Source organism: Alteromonas sp. W12, from assembly GCF_001924945.1.
Classification (GTDB): domain Bacteria; phylum Pseudomonadota; class Gammaproteobacteria; order Enterobacterales; family Alteromonadaceae; genus Alteromonas; species Alteromonas macleodii.
Genome location: NZ_LQXH01000001.1, coordinates 457,837 through 477,959, shown reverse-complemented (window position 1 = coordinate 477,959; position 20,123 = coordinate 457,837). Strand labels below are relative to the sequence as shown.

At 45.6% G+C, this 20,123-nt stretch carries 20 protein-coding genes; 9 read left to right on the top strand and 11 right to left on the bottom strand.

Features of this window, described 5'->3' with window-relative positions; translation table 11 throughout:
• Positions 1-61 precede the first annotated feature (61 nt).
• The 3 genes from AWH61_RS01950 (at position 62) to galE (ending at position 3,004) form a co-directional block, all read left to right on the top strand.
• On the top strand, positions 62-1,582 hold the full coding sequence (locus tag AWH61_RS01950) for a peptide MFS transporter (protein ID WP_075176090.1): 1,521 nt from the start codon (positions 62-64) through the stop codon (positions 1,580-1,582).
• A 100-nt stretch (positions 1,583-1,682) separates the two neighbouring features.
• Positions 1,683-1,985, top strand: a complete 303-nt coding sequence (locus AWH61_RS01945) for a DUF6170 family protein (protein ID WP_014975838.1) — start codon at positions 1,683-1,685, stop codon at positions 1,983-1,985.
• Positions 1,982-3,004: a UDP-glucose 4-epimerase GalE gene (galE, locus tag AWH61_RS01940; RefSeq protein ID WP_014978530.1), complete on the top strand. Its 1,023-nt coding sequence runs from the start codon at positions 1,982-1,984 to the stop codon at positions 3,002-3,004. The genes AWH61_RS01945 and galE overlap by 4 nt, the downstream gene beginning before the upstream one ends.
• Before the next feature lie 185 nt (positions 3,005-3,189).
• On the opposite strand, the gene AWH61_RS01935 is transcribed toward galE, so the two are convergent.
• From AWH61_RS01935 to ccmA, 10 genes are all read right to left on the bottom strand, one after another.
• Complete coding sequence (locus AWH61_RS01935; RefSeq protein ID WP_075176089.1) at positions 3,190-4,134, bottom strand: MlaA family lipoprotein; 945 nt, start codon at positions 4,132-4,134, stop codon at positions 3,190-3,192.
• Positions 4,135-4,136: 2 nt separating this feature from the next.
• Positions 4,137-5,447: a c-type cytochrome biogenesis protein CcmI gene (gene ccmI, locus AWH61_RS01930; RefSeq protein WP_075176088.1), complete on the bottom strand. Its 1,311-nt coding sequence runs from the start codon at positions 5,445-5,447 to the stop codon at positions 4,137-4,139.
• Positions 5,444-5,941: a cytochrome c-type biogenesis protein gene (locus AWH61_RS01925; protein WP_075176087.1), complete on the bottom strand. Its 498-nt coding sequence runs from the start codon at positions 5,939-5,941 to the stop codon at positions 5,444-5,446. The genes ccmI and AWH61_RS01925 overlap by 4 nt, the downstream gene beginning before the upstream one ends.
• On the bottom strand, positions 5,938-6,639 hold the full coding sequence (locus AWH61_RS01920; RefSeq protein WP_075176086.1) for a redoxin family protein: 702 nt from the start codon (positions 6,637-6,639) through the stop codon (positions 5,938-5,940). The genes AWH61_RS01925 and AWH61_RS01920 overlap by 4 nt, the downstream gene beginning before the upstream one ends.
• Positions 6,639-8,696 carry a heme lyase CcmF/NrfE family subunit gene (locus tag AWH61_RS01915; RefSeq protein WP_075176085.1) on the bottom strand — a complete coding sequence of 686 codons (2,058 nt, stop codon included), beginning with the start codon at positions 8,694-8,696 and terminating at the stop codon, positions 6,639-6,641. The genes AWH61_RS01920 and AWH61_RS01915 overlap by 1 nt, the downstream gene beginning before the upstream one ends.
• A gap of 3 nt (positions 8,697-8,699) precedes the next feature.
• Positions 8,700-9,194: a cytochrome c maturation protein CcmE gene (gene ccmE, locus AWH61_RS01910; RefSeq protein ID WP_075176084.1), complete on the bottom strand. Its 495-nt coding sequence runs from the start codon at positions 9,192-9,194 to the stop codon at positions 8,700-8,702.
• 74 nt (positions 9,195-9,268) lie between these two features.
• Entirely contained in the window at positions 9,269-9,478 is a 210-nt protein-coding gene (gene ccmD, locus AWH61_RS01905) for a heme exporter protein CcmD (RefSeq protein WP_014948514.1), read from the bottom strand.
• Between the two features lies 1 nt (position 9,479).
• Positions 9,480-10,271, bottom strand: a complete 792-nt coding sequence (locus tag AWH61_RS01900) for a heme ABC transporter permease (protein WP_014948513.1) — start codon at positions 10,269-10,271, stop codon at positions 9,480-9,482.
• Complete coding sequence (ccmB, locus tag AWH61_RS01895; RefSeq protein WP_075176083.1) at positions 10,271-10,936, bottom strand: heme exporter protein CcmB; 666 nt, start codon at positions 10,934-10,936, stop codon at positions 10,271-10,273. The genes AWH61_RS01900 and ccmB overlap by 1 nt, the downstream gene beginning before the upstream one ends.
• On the bottom strand, positions 10,936-11,559 hold the full coding sequence (ccmA, locus tag AWH61_RS01890) for a cytochrome c biogenesis heme-transporting ATPase CcmA (RefSeq protein ID WP_075176082.1): 624 nt from the start codon (positions 11,557-11,559) through the stop codon (positions 10,936-10,938). Before ccmA ends, ccmB begins: the two co-directional genes overlap by 1 nt.
• 280 nt (positions 11,560-11,839) lie before the next feature.
• Between ccmA and AWH61_RS01885 the strand changes: the two genes are divergently transcribed.
• Positions 11,840-14,437, top strand: a complete 2,598-nt coding sequence (locus AWH61_RS01885; protein WP_170870490.1) for a flagellar hook-length control protein FliK — start codon at positions 11,840-11,842, stop codon at positions 14,435-14,437.
• Between the two features lie 11 nt (positions 14,438-14,448).
• Entirely contained in the window at positions 14,449-14,766 is a 318-nt protein-coding gene (locus tag AWH61_RS01880; RefSeq protein ID WP_014948509.1) for an EscU/YscU/HrcU family type III secretion system export apparatus switch protein, read from the top strand.
• A 31-nt stretch (positions 14,767-14,797) separates the two neighbouring features.
• Here the strand turns inward: AWH61_RS01880 and AWH61_RS01875 are convergent, their stop codons facing one another.
• Complete coding sequence (locus AWH61_RS01875; protein WP_075176081.1) at positions 14,798-16,750, bottom strand: beta-propeller domain-containing protein; 1,953 nt, start codon at positions 16,748-16,750, stop codon at positions 14,798-14,800.
• Positions 16,751-16,833: 83 nt separating this feature from the next.
• On the opposite strand from AWH61_RS01875, the gene AWH61_RS01870 reads away from it, so the two are divergent.
• From AWH61_RS01870 to AWH61_RS01860, 4 genes are read left to right on the top strand one after another with little or no spacing between them, the layout of a single operon-like run.
• A complete protein-coding gene (locus AWH61_RS01870; RefSeq protein ID WP_170870489.1) occupies positions 16,834-17,712 on the top strand; it encodes a MipA/OmpV family protein in 879 nt (292 codons plus the stop codon).
• A 9-nt stretch (positions 17,713-17,721) separates the two neighbouring features.
• Positions 17,722-18,099: a DUF3019 domain-containing protein gene (locus AWH61_RS20340; protein ID WP_110288382.1), complete on the top strand. Its 378-nt coding sequence runs from the start codon at positions 17,722-17,724 to the stop codon at positions 18,097-18,099.
• Complete coding sequence (locus AWH61_RS01865; RefSeq protein WP_069943844.1) at positions 18,099-18,803, top strand: response regulator; 705 nt, start codon at positions 18,099-18,101, stop codon at positions 18,801-18,803. The genes AWH61_RS20340 and AWH61_RS01865 overlap by 1 nt, the downstream gene beginning before the upstream one ends.
• Positions 18,800-20,020, top strand: a complete 1,221-nt coding sequence (locus AWH61_RS01860) for an ATP-binding protein (protein ID WP_075176080.1) — start codon at positions 18,800-18,802, stop codon at positions 20,018-20,020. The genes AWH61_RS01865 and AWH61_RS01860 overlap by 4 nt, the downstream gene beginning before the upstream one ends.
• Positions 20,021-20,123 lie beyond the last annotated feature (103 nt).

Below are 20,123 nucleotides of genomic sequence, written 5' to 3'. Positions count from 1 at the left end.
AGCCTATCCTATAAGTGCTCTACAATAACAACCATAAGCAATATGGAATTAAAATATAATTATGAAACCATCTAACGATACTAGCTTTTTCGGCCATCCAGGGGGCCTAAGAACGCTATTCTTTACAGAAATGTGGGAGCGCATGAGTTACTACGGTATGCGCGCGCTACTTGTTCTTTTCATGACCGCGAGCTTACAAACGCAGGGTTTGGGCTTTACCGTTGCAACCGCTGGCGCAATCTACGGCCTATACACAGGTGCGGTATATTTTCTAGGCTTACCGGGCGGGTGGTTAGCAGACCGCTTAATTGGTGGTAAAAACGCCGTATGGTATGGCGGTATTATCATCTTCGCGGGCCACGTGGTACTTGCCATAGACTTGCAAAACCTTTTCTTCGTCGGCCTTATCCTTGTTGCTTCAGGTACTGGCTTACTAAAACCTAATATTTCTGCGATGGTTGGCCAGCAATATGGCGACGACGACGGCCGTCGTGACAGTGGTTATGCGCTGTATTACATGGGCATTAACATCGGTTCACTCATCGCCTACCTAGTTACCGGTTATTTACAGGAAAACTGGGGCTGGCACTATGCATTTGGTGCAGCTGCCATCGGTATGGCAATCGGCCTAATTCAATATTACTTCAGCAACCGTTCGTTATCGGCTGATTCTGTTGCTCCTGCAAATCCATATCAAGGTGCGGCTAAACAGCGCGCATGGATGGGCGTATGGGCAGTGATTGCACTTGCTGTTCTGGTAATTGTGCTTGCGCACATGGGCACTATCGTTATTGAGCCTGTAGCTCTTGCTCAACAAGTTGCCGTTGTATTTACCATTATTTTCTTCGCTTACTTTGGTTTTATTTATTTCAAAGGTCAGCTAAGCGACAACGAGAAGAAGCGTATGTGGGCGTTGTTCTTAGTGTGTGTTGCTTCAGCGTGTTTCTGGTCTGGTTTCGAACAGGCTGGCTCTTCACTCAACTTATTCGCTCAGAACTACACCGACCGCGTACTTGAAAGCGGCTCGCTACTTACCTCTTGGTTTGGGATGGACGCTATCCCAACGGTATGGTTTCAGCTTTCAAACTCGCTATTTATCATTATTTTGTCGCCTTTCTTCGCTGCTCTTTGGATTAACCTTGCGAAACGAATGATCGACCCGTCGTACACAATTAAATGTGCCATTGGTATCGTTATTATGGCGTCGGGCTTCTTGGTAATGTTTATGGCGTCTCAATATGCTGCACAAGGCCTTAAAGTTGCGCCTATGTGGCTTGTTACCACTTACTTCTTACACACTGTTGGTGAGCTGTGCCTAAGCCCAGTTGCACTAAGTGCAGTAAGTAAGCTATCGCCTAAGCGTTTCGCAGGGCAAATGATGGGGGTATTCGTACTGACTTACTCTATTGGTAACATCATTGCTGGCTTACTTTCAGGTAACTTCGACCCAGAAAACGTAGAGCAAATGCCAGACCTGTATCTTCAGATTGCCCTATTTAGCATCGCCATTGCCATCGTGATTGGTTTAATGAGCTTTAAATCTCGTTTCTGGGAAAAAGCAGGTATTGAACAAAAAGCGTAATTTATTGTTAGCATGTTTTAAGTGCTGACCAATTACCCTACAATAACCGCCGCAACGTAACGTTCCGGCGGTTTTTTATTAAGGGCATTTGCATAAACCTATGAAGTTTTATTTTTCTACCAGAGACATTCCTGCCTTAAAAGGTCTTCCACTGACAGAGCGCGTTAAGTTGCTTGATCAGGCCGCAAAGCGGCTATCTGTCCCTGAGAAGACTTTACTGAATGTGCTAAAGTTACTCGTCATTGTCCCCGTATTCGCATTTATTCTTCAAACCGCGTCAAATTGGACCTCGTTACTGTGGGCTTTTGTGGTATTTTTAATTTATCCATTGGTTGTAAAACCTATTCAATATTCCATCTGCGCTAAATACATTGCGCAACCGTCTAGCAAGGAGAATGCATGAAGACCATCTTAGTCACTGGTGGTGCGGGCTATATAGGTAGTCACACAGTTTTACAGTTACTTGAACAAAATTACGGTGTTGTAGTATTGGATAACCTAGCAAACGCAAGTGCTGAATCACTTCGTCGCGTAGAAGCATTAACAGGCAAGTCGGTTACTTTTGTTCAAGGTGACATTCGCGATACCGCCGTGTTAGATGACATATTCAGCGAGCATAACATTTATGCCGTTATTCACTTTGCGGGCTTAAAAGCCGTTGGCGAGTCTGTGCAAAAGCCGCTTTCTTACTATGAAAATAATGTTTATGGCACACTAACGTTATGTAAAGCCATGCAAAAGCACAACGTAAAGAACATTGTCTTTAGTTCTTCTGCTACGGTTTACGGCGATCCTGCTTCACTGCCGCTACGTGAAGATATGGCTACAGGCCACCCGACAAACCCTTACGGTATGTCGAAGCTTATGGTTGAGCATATGCTTAGCGATCTTTACGTATCGGACAACGAGTGGAACATTGTATTGCTTCGCTACTTCAATCCAGTTGGCGCACACGAATCTGGCCAGATCGGTGAAGATCCGAACGGTATTCCGAACAACTTAATGCCCTATATCTCTCAGGTTGCTACCGGTAAGCTAGAGCAGCTAAGCGTGTTCGGTGACGACTACGATACCGTTGATGGCACAGGCGTTCGCGACTATATCCATGTTGTTGACCTTGCCAATGGTCACTTGAAAGCACTTGATCGTTTAAACCTTAACATGGGCTTAGACAAATACAATCTGGGTACAGGTCAGGGCTATTCAGTCATCGAAATGATCAAAGCTTTCGAAAAAGGCTCGGGAAAAACCGTATCTTATAAGATTGCACCGCGTAGAAGCGGCGATGTGGCAGCCTGTTATGCCGACCCAACAAAAGCTGCTACAGAGCTTAACTGGCATGCAGAAAAAGGCTTGGAAGACATGTGTGCCGACACATGGAACTGGCAGTCACAAAACCCGATGGGCTATCCAAAGGATTAGCTTGTCGTTTGAACGCTGCCAATAGGCTTGTTCACATACCTAGAACTAAAAAGCCATGCTGTTGAGCATGGCTTTTTTTGTGCGGGCATTTATAGCTAGAGTGACGTTGAAGTTGAGGTTAGATAACAATAACTAAACCCTGCCCCCGAGCTTTATCCAACATCGTTTTAATTATTACTCTTTCTCTATTTGCCGTCTTTCGACTTGGCGTCTTTTTCTTTTAGCTCAGCTTTCTCACTGTCATCAACTGACGAATCTTCTGAATCTGTCGACTCATCAACACCTTCTTCCGACGTTTCTTCATAGCTATCAAAGTCATTGCCTTCCAGCATTGCTTCAAAATCAGCAAAGTCATCTAGCTGCTCATCATCAATGGCTTTATCGCCGCTTTTGCCGTCGGTAACGCGAAACTCCAAGTTTTCAAAGTAAGCATTTTTCACAAAAGCATAGTCATCAACAGACTGCTCAAGCTGCGCCTCTTGATCAAGTAATTGAGCTCGTGTTTCAAGTACCGAAATGCCAATACGCGCTAAGTTTACAGACCCTTCGAGTAACGACATTGGAAACGCAAAACCGTCAACATAATCACCGGTGAAGCTTCGCGGATCGCTTGGGCCTAAAAACGGCAGCATTAAGAAAGGCCCAGTATCTAATCCCCATACAGCTAGAGTTTCACCAAACTGCTCGCGTTTACGCTCAATGCCAATTTTTGACGCGACATCAAACGTGCCAACTAACCCTACTGTGGTGTTAATCAAAAAACGAGCCAAGCTATCTAAGCCATCATCAACCTTGCCTTGAAACATATTATTCAAAAAGTTCGCAGGCTCTTGTAGGTTGTCCGTGATGTTCACCAAACCAGTTCGCGCAGGCTGAGGCATCACAGTCACGTAGGTAACGGTTATTGGGCGTAAGATGTAGGCATCCAACACATCCCAGTTAAAATCCCAGATTTCACGGTTAACTGGCTCGAACGGGTCACGGGGGTCTGAAGTATCCACTACAGCCTGGTTCGACCCAGTGTCTTGAGAATACGCTTGAGCCTGATCTTGCGTATGGTTACTCGCACAGCCACCTAAAAGACTTGCAGCAATAATCAACCCGGTTGCGAGTGATTTAGACAGTTCCATACTTATAATTCCTTATCAATAATAACGCTTAGTGAAGATGTTTCGTTGGCAGTAACGCTTGCGCTCACACTGCCTTGCCATTCGCCTTTTGAAACTGCCACATTACCATCTTTAGATAGTCTTGCGGTAACCACCACATCAGAAAGTGTTGCCAGCGTGAATTGTGGCATCATTGCGTTCTCTGTGGTTAGAGTAACGGATACGGGGAAGTCATCTATGGGCAGTTTAACCACAGCAGCAGGCATTTTGTTGTCAGAGTTCGCATCTTGAGCGAACACTATCAAGAAACCATCTTTAGGCGCTTTCATGTAAGCATCGTCAGATAAATTCACCGTAATACTAAAGCCGGTTTGTGCTTCGCTGCTATCACTTTGAGCTTCGCTACTGGCATTTTGCGCTATTGATGTATCAGTAATTTCAGCAGCTGTATTTTGTAGCGCTGCCATTTCACTGGTATCCCCTTGTAGCTCTTTTATACGCGCCACTAAACGTTGCGCCATGTCGCTATCTGCTGGTAACTTACCTTCAACTTGCTTATAAAAACGCTGGGTATTTTCAAGGTCGCCAAGTTGAGCAGAGACCACCGCCATCATCAGCGCAAGGTTATCATTCGCTGGATTGTCGTTAAGCAAGCCTATTAAGATAGATTGCGCTCGTTCCAGGTTGTTTACATCCCCTGTGGTCATCAAAGCTTGAGCAAGCGTAATGCGATTAGCAGAGTTAGATGGCGCCAAACTCACCGCTTTATCAATAGCTTCAATGGCCTGTACTTCTTGGCCAATACTCAGCATCAATCTGCCAAAATACATCCATCCTGTGTCGTCTCCGGGCTCTTCTCTCAAACGCTGGCGTATAGCAAGAGCAAGGCTAGCAATGTCTTGTTGGGTCAGGTTGTTCGCATTACCGCTGGCAAGCTGTTGACTCAATTCGGGCAACGCTTCAATGGCTTGGCTTGCCTGGGTAACACGACCCATTTGGTTTACCTGCGCATATACAATCACTCCGCAGGCTATCGAAAGCACGGCGCCAATCGCGAGCGGAAGTTTTGCATTACCCGTTTTATGAGATTGAAATGCGCTTTCATCTACCAGCGCTAGTTTTAGTTCGTCAACTGCTTGTCGTTTGTCATGCTCACTAATGAGCCCTTCTTGCACTTCACGATCAAGTTCGGCAAGGCGCTGCTTAACAATTTGCGTATTGCTTAAACTGTCTTGTTTTGCGTGATTTTTATTACGCAGCCATGGGAAAGCGACAATTAGTAGAACAAGCGTAATTAAGCCTGAAACAATGATATAAAACTCAGACCAACTCATTCTTTCTCTCGCTCCAACAATTCATCTGCTTTAGCTAACTTAGCTGCCATATCTTCTGGTGGTGCTACCGATTTGCGGCGAATCACCACAATTAGGGCAATAAAAATAAACAAAACAGGGCCAGCCCAAAGCCACAAGGTCGCAGCCGTAACCGGCGGTTGATAATGTACAAAATCGCCATAGCGTGACTTCATAAAATCAATCACTTCTTGCTCTGTTTTGCCTTGCTTTAGTAACGCGTACACTTTTCGGCGCATGTCGTGAGCAATCATGGCATCGCTATCAGCAATATTCTGGTTTTGACACATAGGGCAACGTAATTCTGCGGTAAGCTTTAAAAAGCTTTCACGCTGAGCTGGCGTGTCGAAAGAAAACTTATCTTCAGCCGCACTTACTGAAAAAGCGCTAAACACAAACAGCAGTGCGAAAACGTTAAGCGCAATGGCTCTAGCGTTTGCGAATCTGTGGATAGAGGTCGTCAACAACATAATCATTTCCCTCCCTGTGCACTTGCGGAGCTCTGATTATTCTTTTCGTTAAGCGTGTTCGACAATGTAGGCTCTGAGGCCATAACTGCATCTACATCTACCTTTTTGCCATTGCCTGTTTTGCCAGATGCTTCTGCCACCAACTTGTTATATAGCGGGCCAACTTTGGAGTTCCAAACACGCTCGTTAATATCGCCTATGTGGTGCATACGGATAATGCCTTCAGCGTCGATAACAAAGTGTTCTGGCGCTCCTGTTACGCCAAGGTCGAGCGACGTATCGCGATAGACATCAAAAATATTATACGCGTAAGGGTTACCGTAACGGCTGAGCATGTCGGTAACTTCTTGCTGAACGCGGCTCAGTGTTTTTGTGCCAAAGTCTGGGTCTAAGTCCTGATCAAAATACAATCCTACAATGTGGACGTTTTGTTCGTTCTTTAGCTGAGTAAGGTACGGCATCTCAACAGCGCAGGTCACGCACCATACACCCCATACATTTAATATGGTTACCTTGCCTTTTAAATCTTCAGGTGTATAGGTCACCTCTGGTTTCATCAGGTCTGGCAGTGAGAATGCAGGTAACGTCTTATCCTGAACCTGAGAATCTAACTCTCTGGGGTCAGAAAAAAGCCCTTTAAACAGAAAAATGACCAGCAAAGAAAATAACACTAACGGAATAGCAACGAGTGGTGCTTTTTTCATTATGCGCCTCCTTTCACTGACGTATTTGATGGAGTGGATACTTGACCATGAGATTGCTCAGCGTCGCTTTCACCTTTCCCACCAAATACACGTTTTATCTTTTTTACTTTAGCCATACGGTAACGTTTGTCGCTAATAGAGAAGATACCGCCTATAGCCATAACCACTGCGCCCGCCCATAGCCAGATTACAAATGGCTTAATATAAATACGGATGGCCCATGCGCCATTGTCTAAAGGCTCGCCCATAGCGATAAATAAATCTCTTATAGGATTTGAGTGAATAGCGGCTTCAGTCATCGGCATACGCTGTACGATATACAAACGCTTTTCTGGCTCTAGATGCGCGATCAATTCACCGTCTTGATAAACGTCGAATACGCCTTTGTCCGCCTCAAAGTTCGGACCTTGAACTTTGACGACATCTCTAAAGCTAAAGTCATAACCGCCAAGAGAAACGGTATCGCCGATGTCCATGCGAACATCCCGCTCCATTTCGTAGTTTGAAACAAGGGTAATACCGATAATGCAGATAGCAAAACCCACATGGCCCAGCACCATTCCCCAGTGGCTTGGAGTAAGCTTGCGAAGTTTAGCTAGCACCGATGCATTGTCACTGTTACTTGATGGCATTGCCGATAGACGCTGCATCACCTCTTGCACTGTAGTGACTAAGATCCAAAACACTAACACCATGCCTAAAACGCCCATATAGGTTGGTTCATCATAGGCAAAGTTCACTAACACACCTGCACTTAGCGCAATACCGCCAGCGATTAATAGCTGTTTTTGTAATTCACTGGCTTTTTGCTGTTTCCAGCGCGTAAGCGGGCCAAGACCTAGCATTAGTACGAATGGCACAATCAATAACGTGAACATTTGATTGAAGAACGGAGCGCCTACCGAAATACTGCCTAGACCTAACTCTTTATGTACAAGAGGCAGTAGTGTACCCAACAATACAACCAGTGTTGCTGCGCACAAAAATACATTGTTACCCATTAACAACACTTCACGGGAAAACGCTTGATAGCGGCCAGGGCTTTTAAGTGAAGCAGCACGCATAGCGTAAAGCAGCAAGCCAAAGCCACTAAGAACAATCAATATTCCCAGTATAAATAAGCCTCGGGTAGGATCGCTTGCAAACGAGTGTACCGAAACAATCACTCCAGAACGTACTAAGAAGGTGCCAAGTAAACTCAAACTAAATGCGGCAATAGCCAGCAGTACGGTCCACGACTTAAACGCCTTTCGCTTTTCGGTTACGGCTAGCGAGTGCATTAGCGCAGTACCGACCAACCAAGGCATGAAAGAGGCGTTCTCGACTGGATCCCAGAACCACCAACCACCCCAGCCAAGTTCGTAATACGCCCACCAGCTACCTAGCGCAATACCCACGGTAAGAAAAGCCCAGGCAGAAATGACCCAAGGCCTTGACCAGCGTGCCCAGGTTGAGTCTAGCTGCCCTGAAATTAGTGCTGAAATTGCAAAAGCAAACGCGACAGAAAAGCCAACATAACCCATGTAAAGCATAGGCGGGTGAATGATCATGCCAAAATCTTGCAGCAGCGGATTAAGATCTCGCCCATCGACCGGGAAAAATGGCAGCATGCTGTTAAACGGGTTTGAGGTAAGCAGCATGAATAAGTAAAAACCGATGCCCACCATTCCCAATACCGACAGCACCCTTGCAACCATAGCAAGAGGAATACCCTTGCTGAATATCGCCACTGCTACTGTCCATATGGAAAGCATCAGCACCCACAGCAGAAATGAGCCTTCGTGGCCGCCCCACACTGCGGTAATTTTATAATAGATAGGAAGTCGACTATTTGAGTGCTGGGCAACATAGGCCACACTAAAGTCGTCGGTTACAAAGGCATAGGTTAAGCATACATAGGCAATAAGCGTGAAGGTAAATAAGCCTATCGCCAGCGGTTTGGCCGTTGCCATTAGCGCTTCGTGCTGACGGTGAGCGCCCCATAGCGGATAAACGGCCAATAATATAGAGAGCACTAGCGCAAGAGTGAGCGCAATATTTCCAATCTCTGGTACCATTATTTAATTGCCTCCGCTGCCGGTAGTCGACTCGTAGGATGGCATGTTTTCAGGTTTAACGTGCTTAATGCCCTTCATTTTTTCAGCTAGCTCAGGCGGCATGTATTCTTCATCGTGCTTAGCCAGCACTTCCTGCGCTTTAATGCTGCTTGCACCAGTGAGTACTCCTGTTGCCACAATGCCCTGACCTTCGCGGAACAAATCAGGCAGGATACCGGTATAAGTCACGGTAACCGTTGGGCCAGTATCGATAAGGTCAAAGCTCACCGCTAAGCTTTCTTGATCCCTTTTCACACTGCCAGGTACCACCATACCGCCTATACGAAGACGCTGGCCAACCTGCGGTTTCTGGCCGTTTTTACCTTCAATGATTTCGCTTGGCGTATAGAAAAGGTCAATACTGTCGTTTAGGGCGTAAAGCATCAATCCAATTGCACTTACTATTAAAAAACCGATAATTCCCACTACGGCTAGTCGCTGCTTTCGTCTCGGGTTCATGCAACTCTCACTTCGAAAAAACTAATAAACAATAAAAACGCAAATGAATGCTAAGTTCACTTTTCACATTAACACTAGGTGTTTACTTGCTGTTGCTGTCGTGCTTTTTTAATACGCGCTTTGCGTTCTTTTTCCACCACTACCTGCTTTAACAGGTCGCGATGTTTACTAAAACTCTGAATAGCGATAATGCCCATTGCTAAGAACGTAACACCAAACGAAAGCCATACATAAAATGCATAGCCTCCCATATTTAAAAAATCGGCAAAGGATTCAAACTGCATCTTAACTGCCCTCTTTTAAACTAGCAGTAGCCGCATCACCAGGTTGTTGATTTAATGCTTTATTCATTGCTAGCGCTTGTACCCAAGGTCGGTGCATTTCTCTAAGCACAATCTCATTACGTAATCGTACAGTGGTAACAGCTCCAATAAAAAAAGCGAAGCCCAGCAGGTTAATTAACAACGGCCACAGCATTTCAGGGGCAATTGAAGGGTTGTCGAATTTACTGATAGTCGCCCCTTGATGCAACGTATTCCACCACTCTACCGAGTAGTGAATAATGGGGATATTTACTACGCCTACAAGCGCCATTACGCCTGCGGCTTTACCCGCCTGCTGTTTATCTTCAAAAGCACCGTAAAGCGCAATCACGCCCATGTACAAGAAAAGCAGAATAAGCTCTGAAGTTAGGCGTGCATCCCACACCCACCAAGCGCCCCACATTGGCTTGCCCCAAGCGGCGCCGGTGAACAGAGCAATAAACGTCATTACTGCGCCGATAGGCGCCATAGCAATCATGCTCATATAAGCGGTGCGCCACTGCCAAACCATACCCACCAAGGCCGCAATCGCCATGGCAACATAGGTGCCCATAGACAAAATGGCGCTAGGTACATGGATATAGATGATTCTAAATGAATCGCCCTGCTGATAATCTTGAGGCGCAAAGGCCAGCCCCCACACGGTGCCTACGCTTAAACACGCTAGAGCGCCAACCCAAAACCAAGGCTGTAAAGTTAAACAAAGCTGATAGGCTCGCTCTGTTTTTGCGTAGGGATGTAACCACTTCCACATTAGTTTTGACTCACTTTTAAAGAATATGCGATGGCAAACGGTGCCAATGCCGCAGCCAATAAAAGCATGGCGGCAATAATAGCAAGTTGCGCATGATAAGGTAATTGCAGTGCGGCAGAATCCACAGCCGACGTGGCAAATATCAGTAACGGAATAAAGACAGGGATAAGTAGCAGTGCCAAAAGCACTCCGCCTTTTTGCAATCCAACGGTAAGCCCTACTGCGATGGCACCAATTAAGGAAAGTAATGGCGTGCCCAATAACAAGGTTAAGACAAGGGCGATATACATATCGACCGTTAAATTCAAAAACATGGCTAGTAGCGGAGACAACAGCAATAATGGTACAAAGCTAACCAGCCAATGGGCAGCCACTTTTACCGCACTCACCGCTGGTAATGGCATACCAGATAACATGTACTGCTCTAGCGCCCCGTCTTGAAAGTCATCGCGAAAAAGCCTTTCCATCGCCATGAGCGATGACAAAATTGCCGCAATCCATATTACCCCTGGTCCAATGCGCTGAAGGGTGTCGGGAGACGGGCTTACACCTAAAGGAAATAAGGTCACCACCATTAGTAAAAACATCAGTGGCTGCACCAATTCCGCTTTTTGCTTGAACGCAATGTGCATATCGCGTTTAAAAATACCTTGATAAAGTGACATTAAAAGCGGTACTCCAAATCGAATACACGGTGTTCCCCAGCAGTTTCTGACAGTGGTTGATGCGAAGTAGTAATGATGAGACCGCCGCGACTTACGTGCTCTTTCATACTTGTTTCAAGTAAGTGAACCCCTTTTACATCAAGCGCAGTAAACGGTTCATCTAATATCCATACCTTTGCTGGCTTAAGCCATAATCTTGATAGCGCCACACGACGCTGTTGACCGGCCGATAAATACCTAACAGGCACATCTTCAAGTCCAACTAATCCCACTTTCTCTAATACATCAAAAAGCGTGTTAACAGGCACCGATACATTATGTTGAGCTAGCCAGAACGATAGATTATCTAGGGCAGAGAGACTGCCGTTAGTTCCGCTTTTATGGCCAAGATAAAAAAGGTCTTGGTAGTAACCTGTCTTGTCCTCTGAAATGTCCATGCCGTTGTACAATACTGCACCTGAATCAGGTGAACTCAGCCCTGTTAAAATGCGCAACAAGCTGGTTTTCCCTGCACCGTTAGGACCGCGTAAATACAGCAACTCACCGGGTTCGACAACCAGTGAAAGCCCTTCAAAAAGGGTTCTGTCTCGTTTGCTGCAGGTTAATTCGCGCGCCTCTAACACTACCTGGCTACTCCAACCTTAAAAAGAGGTTCTAAAAAATGGCGCTAGTCTACCACATGAACGCTTTTTCGCAGTCGCGAATTCCAATTAAATATGATTTACTTCAATGACAAAGGTATTTTTCCTAAGAGCCATCCGTCGTGAGTAAGTGTTATCCCTCCGCCTTAAGGATGAATTCTTTTGCTTGATCTTATCAACTGGTCAATAACGAAACTGCCAAACAGAGCTTTGCTATACTTAAATAAGTAAGGAAAAGCGCGACATTGCCGATATCTCAACTATGACAACACCACTATCATCTCTATTGGCAGCCGCTCTAAATCAAACAACTGGCCCGACGTCGCCTGTCTCGGCCGCTTTATCGTCTACAGATGCCGCTACTCAAGGATCGAGTCGAGGAGCAACGCCTGTGATTGCCAACGCTGCGCTTTCGCAAGCTACCGTTTTAGACAATGCGGCGAAAGTGATAGTTGAACGCTTGCCTGAACGAGTGCTATCGATAACGATGACATCGAGTAATGCATCGTCAAATTTAGCGCCGTCGGTCGCCCAAGTATTGCACGTTGTCTTACCCGCAGAAGTTAGCGCTAAACTCTCCAAACACGCTATTCATAATGCGCAAATTGCTCTTCTGCCCCAAACTTCAGACCAGGTCTCAAACCCAGAAACGAAAAGTGTTCAAAATGCTTCTCAAAGTCAGTTAAGCGCTCAGTCTGCAATACTCCTTTCTACAAGTTTGTCTCAACAAGGCGCGTCATTGTCAGCGCCCGATAAAGCTGTATTACTGAAAGCTGTGGCACAAGCGCTTGCTGCAAATAACGCCGCCGTTACGCTTAAGGGTCAGCTTGCTATTTCTACAAAGAGCGAAAACTTTGGGCAACTCATTCTCACCACGGCTAAAAACGAGGATGTTCCCCTTACAGACATAAACACTGAAAAGCTGGATAGCACGGCGAAAGCAGCGCTTCAAAAGCTGGTCGGCCAGCAGGTCGTTATAGGACTAAGCCGAGCTCGCAACGGTGGAATCGCTCTGCAAATCTCTCAAGGTTTTTCCAATGGAAGCGCTGCCCCAAGAGCCAACCACAATAATTTCGCCGCTATAACCCATAAAAATGTAAGTACCAACTTACAGCAACAGCTAATTTCCAGCGCTCTTAAGCAAGGCGGCGTTGCTGTTGAGCATAACTTGAGCAACCCGCCTCGCCTAAGCGCGCTGTTACAAAGTTCAGGTGCAGACACCAGCGCGTTAAAAGTGCTTTCTGCGTTAACCTTAACGGGTAGCAAACTCTCAATTCGCACTGCTCAACAAAGCGCGTTATTACAAATAAGTTTACCGCAGAGCAAGGCCCCTTCCCTTTCGGCTCCAACTTTGAATCTGGAGCAGGTAAATAAACTTAACCTTACACAATTATCAAAAGTAACGGCGAAAGGGCTCAATGCCGTCACGGGAAATAGCTCGCTCGAAGCCTCTTCATCCATTACAAACCTAAAAGCAGCGGCTCCCACATCGCTTAAAGGAACGGACGTACACAACGCGATTAGTACACTTTCTCGGGTATTACTGAGCCAAACAGGCAGTACCAGCCAAGCATTAAGCCAGCTTGTAGCTATTGTTGAGAATGGAAAGTTACCGCCCGGCAGCGGCGCTCCTCAAGTACATGGAGCCCAGCATTTCGATAAAATTTTGCAGCACCTAAAAGGTCTTGATGCACTCAACGCGAAACCTTCGCAAGTCAAAATATCTAATGGAGAGTTTATCGGACCGCCTAAGCCTTCCAGCGAACAACTGCTAGCAACAGCAAAAGCTATATTGACGGAAGGGAAAGAAACCGCTTCAGCAGAGAATTATGGCATGCAAGGAAAAGACGGTGGGAGTAAATCTTCTCTTGTATCACTTGCCTCTATCGCACAAGCGTTAAGCTCACAGGCAAAAGGCTTATCAAATAGCTTACTGAGCAACATCGCTGCTCAACTTGCGGCTACACAAAGTAAAGGCGCAGAGATACCACCAGTGGTTTCAGATAGTCACGTCACTATAGCGGGTTCAAAATCAAACGAAAGTGTAGCTGGCGAGAACGTAGGCGCTGTCGGCGATTTAAAAAACGGCGCGAAAAAACTAACGCCCGATATGAACGAGCAAGGATTGTCGCAACGCTTGCAGCAGCTTATATCCTCACAGGCGCTGGTTACCACACCAATAAACTTATCCTCACCCGTAAACGCTTCCAGCTTCGTTCAAGGGCTGGTCGCCTTAGTTCAATTAGCACTAGCGGGGCGTGCCATGCAGCGTCAGCCTGGCTTAAAAACGCAAATAGATGCGCCTGACTCTATCGTTTCAAAAACGTTAGCGAATATGGGGGTAACGACTCAACCAAGTCGCGTTAGCCAAGACATGAACCAGCTAGACGGCCGACAACAGCTGCTTTCTCAACTTAAAACTCTGCTAAGTAGCCACCAGCAAAACAAAATTGCTAATGTAGATAGCCGTATTCAAGGGCAAGATAGTTTCTATTATGTATTGCCATCACTTTCACAACATCAAAGTCCACCAGAACTCTTGATAAAACGAGAGCAGAGTGGCCAAAACAATAAGCACGCACAAGCAGGGCAGCGTTCTCTTTGGAATATCACGATGAAACTGGATATTGGTGACAGCGGACAAGTGTTGGCAAAATCAAAAATTGATAAAAGCACCATTACGTTAGACTTATATGCATCCAACGATGAAGTACTTAGGCGCATTGGCGATACCCTACCCTATTTGCAAAAACGTCTTACTTCGCTCGGCCTGGTTGTTGAAAACACCAGCTACCAGCGAGGCCACATTCCGAACACATTAAATTCGCGTCCTCATCAAATCTTTGAAACTAGGGTTTAGGTAAAGCGTTTATGACTGATTCGCAAAAGACAAAACGCGCCATCGGACTAAAATATGACGGTGGCGATAAGAAAAACGCACCTAAAGTGGTAGCAAAAGGCTACGGAGATTTGGCGGAAGCCATTATAGCCATGGCTGAAGAAACCGGGATATTAATTCACGAAGACCCTTACTTAAGCGAAGTCCTTGCTACCCTTGATGTGGGGCAAGATATCCCTGAGTCGCTGTATTATGTGATTGCCGAGTTACTCGCCTATTCTTATGTACTTCAAGGAAAAATCCCTCCCGGTTGGGAGGGAATTATCAAGCGTATCGACTTTGAAGTGTAGCAAACGCTTTAGTTAAACCACTTGCGCTATTTCAGTACGGCCCGTCGATTGGGGGCTCTTGCTGCCATAGAGCATGATAGACCTTATTTCCTCTAAGGTAGTAAACATGGTCGTTATGTAAAACACTTCGGTCATCGTAACTGCCGTAGTAGTTTTCATTGCCTTGCTGATGATCAATGCTTCCTACCAGCGACAGTGTTCTGTCTTCACTATCTACTTCAAGCATTTGTAAAGCATAGTGCAAAGAGAAAGTGCCTTCGTCACTTATCCATGATTCAGAAGGCAGTGCGAACCGGTACCCCGTCTGCGTCTTTAACACAGATAACGCCCTATAATCATACTCAGCTCCTGTATAGGTATCAGACCATACATATTCATTCAGTAAAATGGGGGTCTCAGGGTCTAATACGTCAAATAAACTAACCTTCATTCCATCCTCCACAGGTGTGGTCATTGGCTGCTCACCAGCCTCTGGAATATTAGCCCCAATCACTTGCTGACCTATCCCTAAAAGCAGCCCATTCTCCATGGGATGCAGGTAACTCGAAAAACCAGGTATAGTAAGCTCCCCGCTAATAAAAGGTGCTTCTGCATCGGAAAGGTCGATGACGTAAAGTGGGTCGACTTGCTCAAAGGTAACAACATACGCTTTGTCTTCAAAAAAACGCACCGCATAAACATCTTCTCCCGGCTTTCCTATTGGTGACGGCTCGTTGTCGTTTGGTAGCGAAGCCACTTCCTCAAGCTTTCGCCCTTGCTGCGTTAGAACATGTAGAAAGTGTTCAGGGTTATCAGCAAGAAGGCCTTCCGTTGTTACCGCCATAAAATAGCCATCGCGTTCAGACATCTTCAGCTGTGGAGAGCTATTCCAACCGAATGAACCTCGTACCTTTCCCGTCGCTTGATATTCAATACCATTCTCTAAAGATACTTTGTGAATGACAGTGTCATTTCCCTGTGTTGCGTGTAAATACATATTATTGTGGGTCATGAACAAGCCCTCGGCTTCAACAATAGTGCATAACGCCGAATAGGTAGACGGAGATGACATATTAATCTTTACCACGCTAAGCATCTGCACGTGCCCATTCTTGCTACTCGCATTTTCAGGTACTAGGCAGTCATCTAAATGATAAAGCGGTGACGATTGTTCATTAATGGTGATATTTGGAACTAATAAGCTGTTGTCCAACTCTAGAAGGCGTCGATAGTACGCCTCGCGACTGCTGTTGCTATCACCAACGGCTGGCAAATTGTCAGCCGTTGGCACATATTGCATAGCTAAATATAAGTCGTTTCCTACACGCCTTGAGCTAATCAGTCGCCCATCAATTTTGAGTTTATAAGGGATGGCGGGGGTCTCTGGTGTGGCAACGTCAATAAACTGAATCTTCGTATCGTTGTCAGGGCTGTTCCATGGGCTTGTAATAGCAACGGCGTCTACCAGTGGATAGTAACCAAATTTACGGGTAATAACGCCTAGACGTTCATCGTGAAGGTACATACCCGTCATTTCATGCTCAGACTCTAGGGGAATGTTTGCGACGACATCAAGGGAAAAGTCGTCCTGACGCTTTAGTATCCGTACTCGATTTTCCGTTCCCGGTTGTGAATCCCACGTTGGTAAGTTTGCAACATATAAATACTCACCGTCATACTCAATACGATCAGCTTCGTCCACACCTTCAATTTGTGTTGTTGTTGTCGAAAATTCAGGTGCTGCAGCCGGTGAATCAGCGCCGTCTCCACTCGTGGAGCTCCTTTGTTGAACGTTTATTATATAAAGTCCGTTTTTAACATACTGACTGGCTGATATATTTGGACTCTGCCCCAACGGAACGTCAGAGGTGGAAGTAAGGGAAAGCTGCATTACATTTTCGTCATCCCCACCATCACCGCTACTACATGCAGTAATCACGCACGTAGAGAAAATCAGTACTGCCATGCATTTTGAAATACCGTCTATCCCGCTTTTAGATTTCATGTTTCATGTCCTTTTTAGTTGAAACGTTGAAATCCATAATAGATTCGCATTACATATCATTCAGATCCAAACTGAATATAAATGTGACAATTTGTAATCGGGTACTGCTTCATACTGAGCAGTTTGGTAATCTTGATACCTCGATTTCGATAAAGGGACTTTGTGTGTTGTCGCGCTTTTTACTTATTTTGTTTTTCGCGAGCGCTTATCATGCCTCAGTAGCGGCCTGTGAAAACAAGCTCGTTTGTATTGAAGAAGACAACTGGTCAATTGGCGTGGCCTTCGGTGCTGGGGCTCGCACTAACCCATTAGTAGATGGCGACGCTATTCCCCTAATAATATTGCCAGACGTTGCTTGGTATGGTGAACATGCATACTTCGACAACGGCGAGTTTGGTTATCAATGGCAGCCCAAACAAGATTTAACAACCGAAGTTTTCCTACGTGCCAACACCGAACGCGCCTATTTCGCATTTTGGCAACCCAGTAATATCTTTTTACCCACAAATAGTGCAACCGATGGTGCAGGTACGCCAAGCCCAGGGAATGGTGAGGAAGATCCTCCTCGTTATATTTCAATAAACGATATCGCACAACGCGATTGGTCACTGGATGCAGGATTGCGCACGAATTGGTTTAACGATAATGATAGGTGGTCGTTTACTTTCATTCATGATGCTCTTGGTGTTCATAATGGCTTTAGTGCAACAGGGCGATATCAGCACAATTTTAATTGGCAAGATTGGGCTCTAACTACTCACTTTTCTGTTACCTATAAAAGTAGTGACTTAATTGACTACTACTACGGTATAAGCCAGCGGGATACTAATGATGAAACACTGTGGTATGGCGCAAGTAGCACAATTCAATTTACGACATTGGGCAGTGGGATGACTGATAGCCCATTGGTATCAAGGCGCCATGTTACCAATATGTTCTTTGGCGTTGGCTACCGGTTTTAGGGTGACGTGATGCGTATTCTGCTGCTAACCGCCCTTTTACTGCCATGCCTACCTACGTTCTCAGTAGAAAAAAGCCCCGCGTTTTTTTCTGTATTTCCAAGCGAGTGTATTGCCTCTCAAAAAGGTGAAGTTTGCATATTACCTATCACTCTGACCTACCCGGAAATGAGTTCGAGTGAGCAATGTTTGCACATAAACAATCGCCTATTAGGTTGTTGGTTACCCGATCAGCTTCCCACTAAGTATAGGTTAGAATTGGAGGCAGACTCTACACTCACTCTTAAAAGTGGAGATGACGGAAAAGCCCCCTCAGTTATGCTTAAGGTGAAATATCGAAAAGCCTCTACACACCGGCGGCGTGTAAGAAACCCGTGGAGTTTGTTCTAATGAAAAACTTAGTATTAGTAGAAGATGACGAACGTTTAGCGGCATTGGTCGTTGAGTACCTCGAACGCAACGGCTTTAACGTTTCTAGACTAGCATGCGGTGAAGGTCTTGTTGAGTTAGTAAAAACTGTTATACCAGATATAGTCATACTTGATGTCATGCTGCCAGGTGAAGACGGCTTTGCTCTGTGTAGCCAGTTAAGACAATTCTATACGGGTCCGCTTCTTTTTATGACTGCAAAAAATGAAGACTTTGACCAAGTGATAGGGCTTGAAATTGGTGCAGATGACTACGTTGTAAAACCCGTAGAGCCACGCGTGCTGTTGGCGCGAATCAATGCATTATTAAGACGAACAATATCGGCGTTACCACAAGAAAGTAATAGCGATGTGTTGCGTTTTGGTTCGCTTTCTATTGATAAAGCCTCACGTCGAGTGACGCTTGCAGATAACGTTATTACGCTGACAAGTCATGAATTCGATTTACTCTGCTTACTTGCTGACAATGCTTCACAGCTAGTCGACCGAACTACCCTTTATAGAAAACTGATTGGTCGTGAGTACGATGGTCTTGATAGGTCAGCTGACGTACGTGTATCTCGCCTTAGAAAAAAGCTCTCCGATGATCCTCAAAACCCTTATCGCATCAAGACAATATGGGGCAAAGGCTTCTTTTTTGTAAGCGATGCTTGGGGAGAGAAATGACGCGCTTGTTTGTCAGTTTTTACCTTTTTGTAGCTATCGCGCTGGTACTGATTAGCAGCACATTAGAGCTAGTATTACCTAACGAAAATTACGAACAAACCAAAGAAGCACAAATTTTAGAGGCAATGTTGCCTCTCGTTGTCTCAGATAGATCATCACTAAAAGAAAGGTTACACTCGACAGGCGTAAACTATGAAATCAAGCCCATTGGCTCGGTTGGCTGGTCAGACGCCGAGCGAGCCGCAATATCCAATAACCGATCGATAACGCTGTTCGACGAACAAGCCAAATATATTTACGCGCCCATCGGCAATAAGGAGTTTATAGCACTTACGTTGCCCTACGAAAAAGTATCAACGCCTTACCTGATTGTTTACCTTTTTGTCTTTCTAGTTTTACTTGGTTTAGCAATGGCGGTCTGGTTATGGCCATTATGGCGTGATCTCTCACATATTACCCGCGAAGTCAGTCATCTAGGACATGAGACAGAGCAACTTTCTATTTCACTCAAAAAACGTTCGATTATGCAGCCTATCGCCAACAGGCTTAACTTACTGAGTGAGCGCGTGCACGGTTTGCTTCGAGATCAAAGAGAATTGACCGGCGCTGTGGCACATGAATTTAGAACCCCTATCGCTAGATTAAAGTTTGCACTGGAAATGAACCCCGATCCAAATAGTGAAGCCTGGAATGGGATCCTTGCTGATATCGATGAGCTAGAAGGCTTAGTACAAGAAATGCTGGACTACACTCAGTACGATGCCATTACACCTGAGCTTAGCATCTCAGATATTCCTGCCAAGGAACTCTGCGAAAACCTAATCGAGCGTCTATCTTTGACAACTGACAAGGCGTTAGCGGTCATAGGAGAAAACGTAGTACTACGAGGGGATGGCCATTTTGTGGAGCGAGCTGTGTCTAACCTCCTTACCAATGCCATTCGACATGCGCACAGTAAAGTAGCAATCGAAATTCAGTCAACTCCAGATACCATTACTATTTCAGTGAGTGATGACGGCGACGGTGTAGCTCCGAGTTTAGCAGAGCGTATATTCGAACCTTTTTACCGACCCGACAATAGCCGTGTCCGCTACTCTGGTGGTGCAGGTTTGGGGCTTGCCATTGTACAGCGAATTCAATACTGGCATAAAGGCACCGCAAGCGTAAAGCCAAGTGCTTTAGGTGGAGCGAGCTTTATTTTGACTTATCCAAAATAGACGTTAAAAAAGCCGTTTGGGTTGTTTGAACTTCCCCGAACAGGTGGGTAATCCGACTGTTCGGGGAGCCTTAACAAACACCAAACGGCTTTCGTCATAGCAT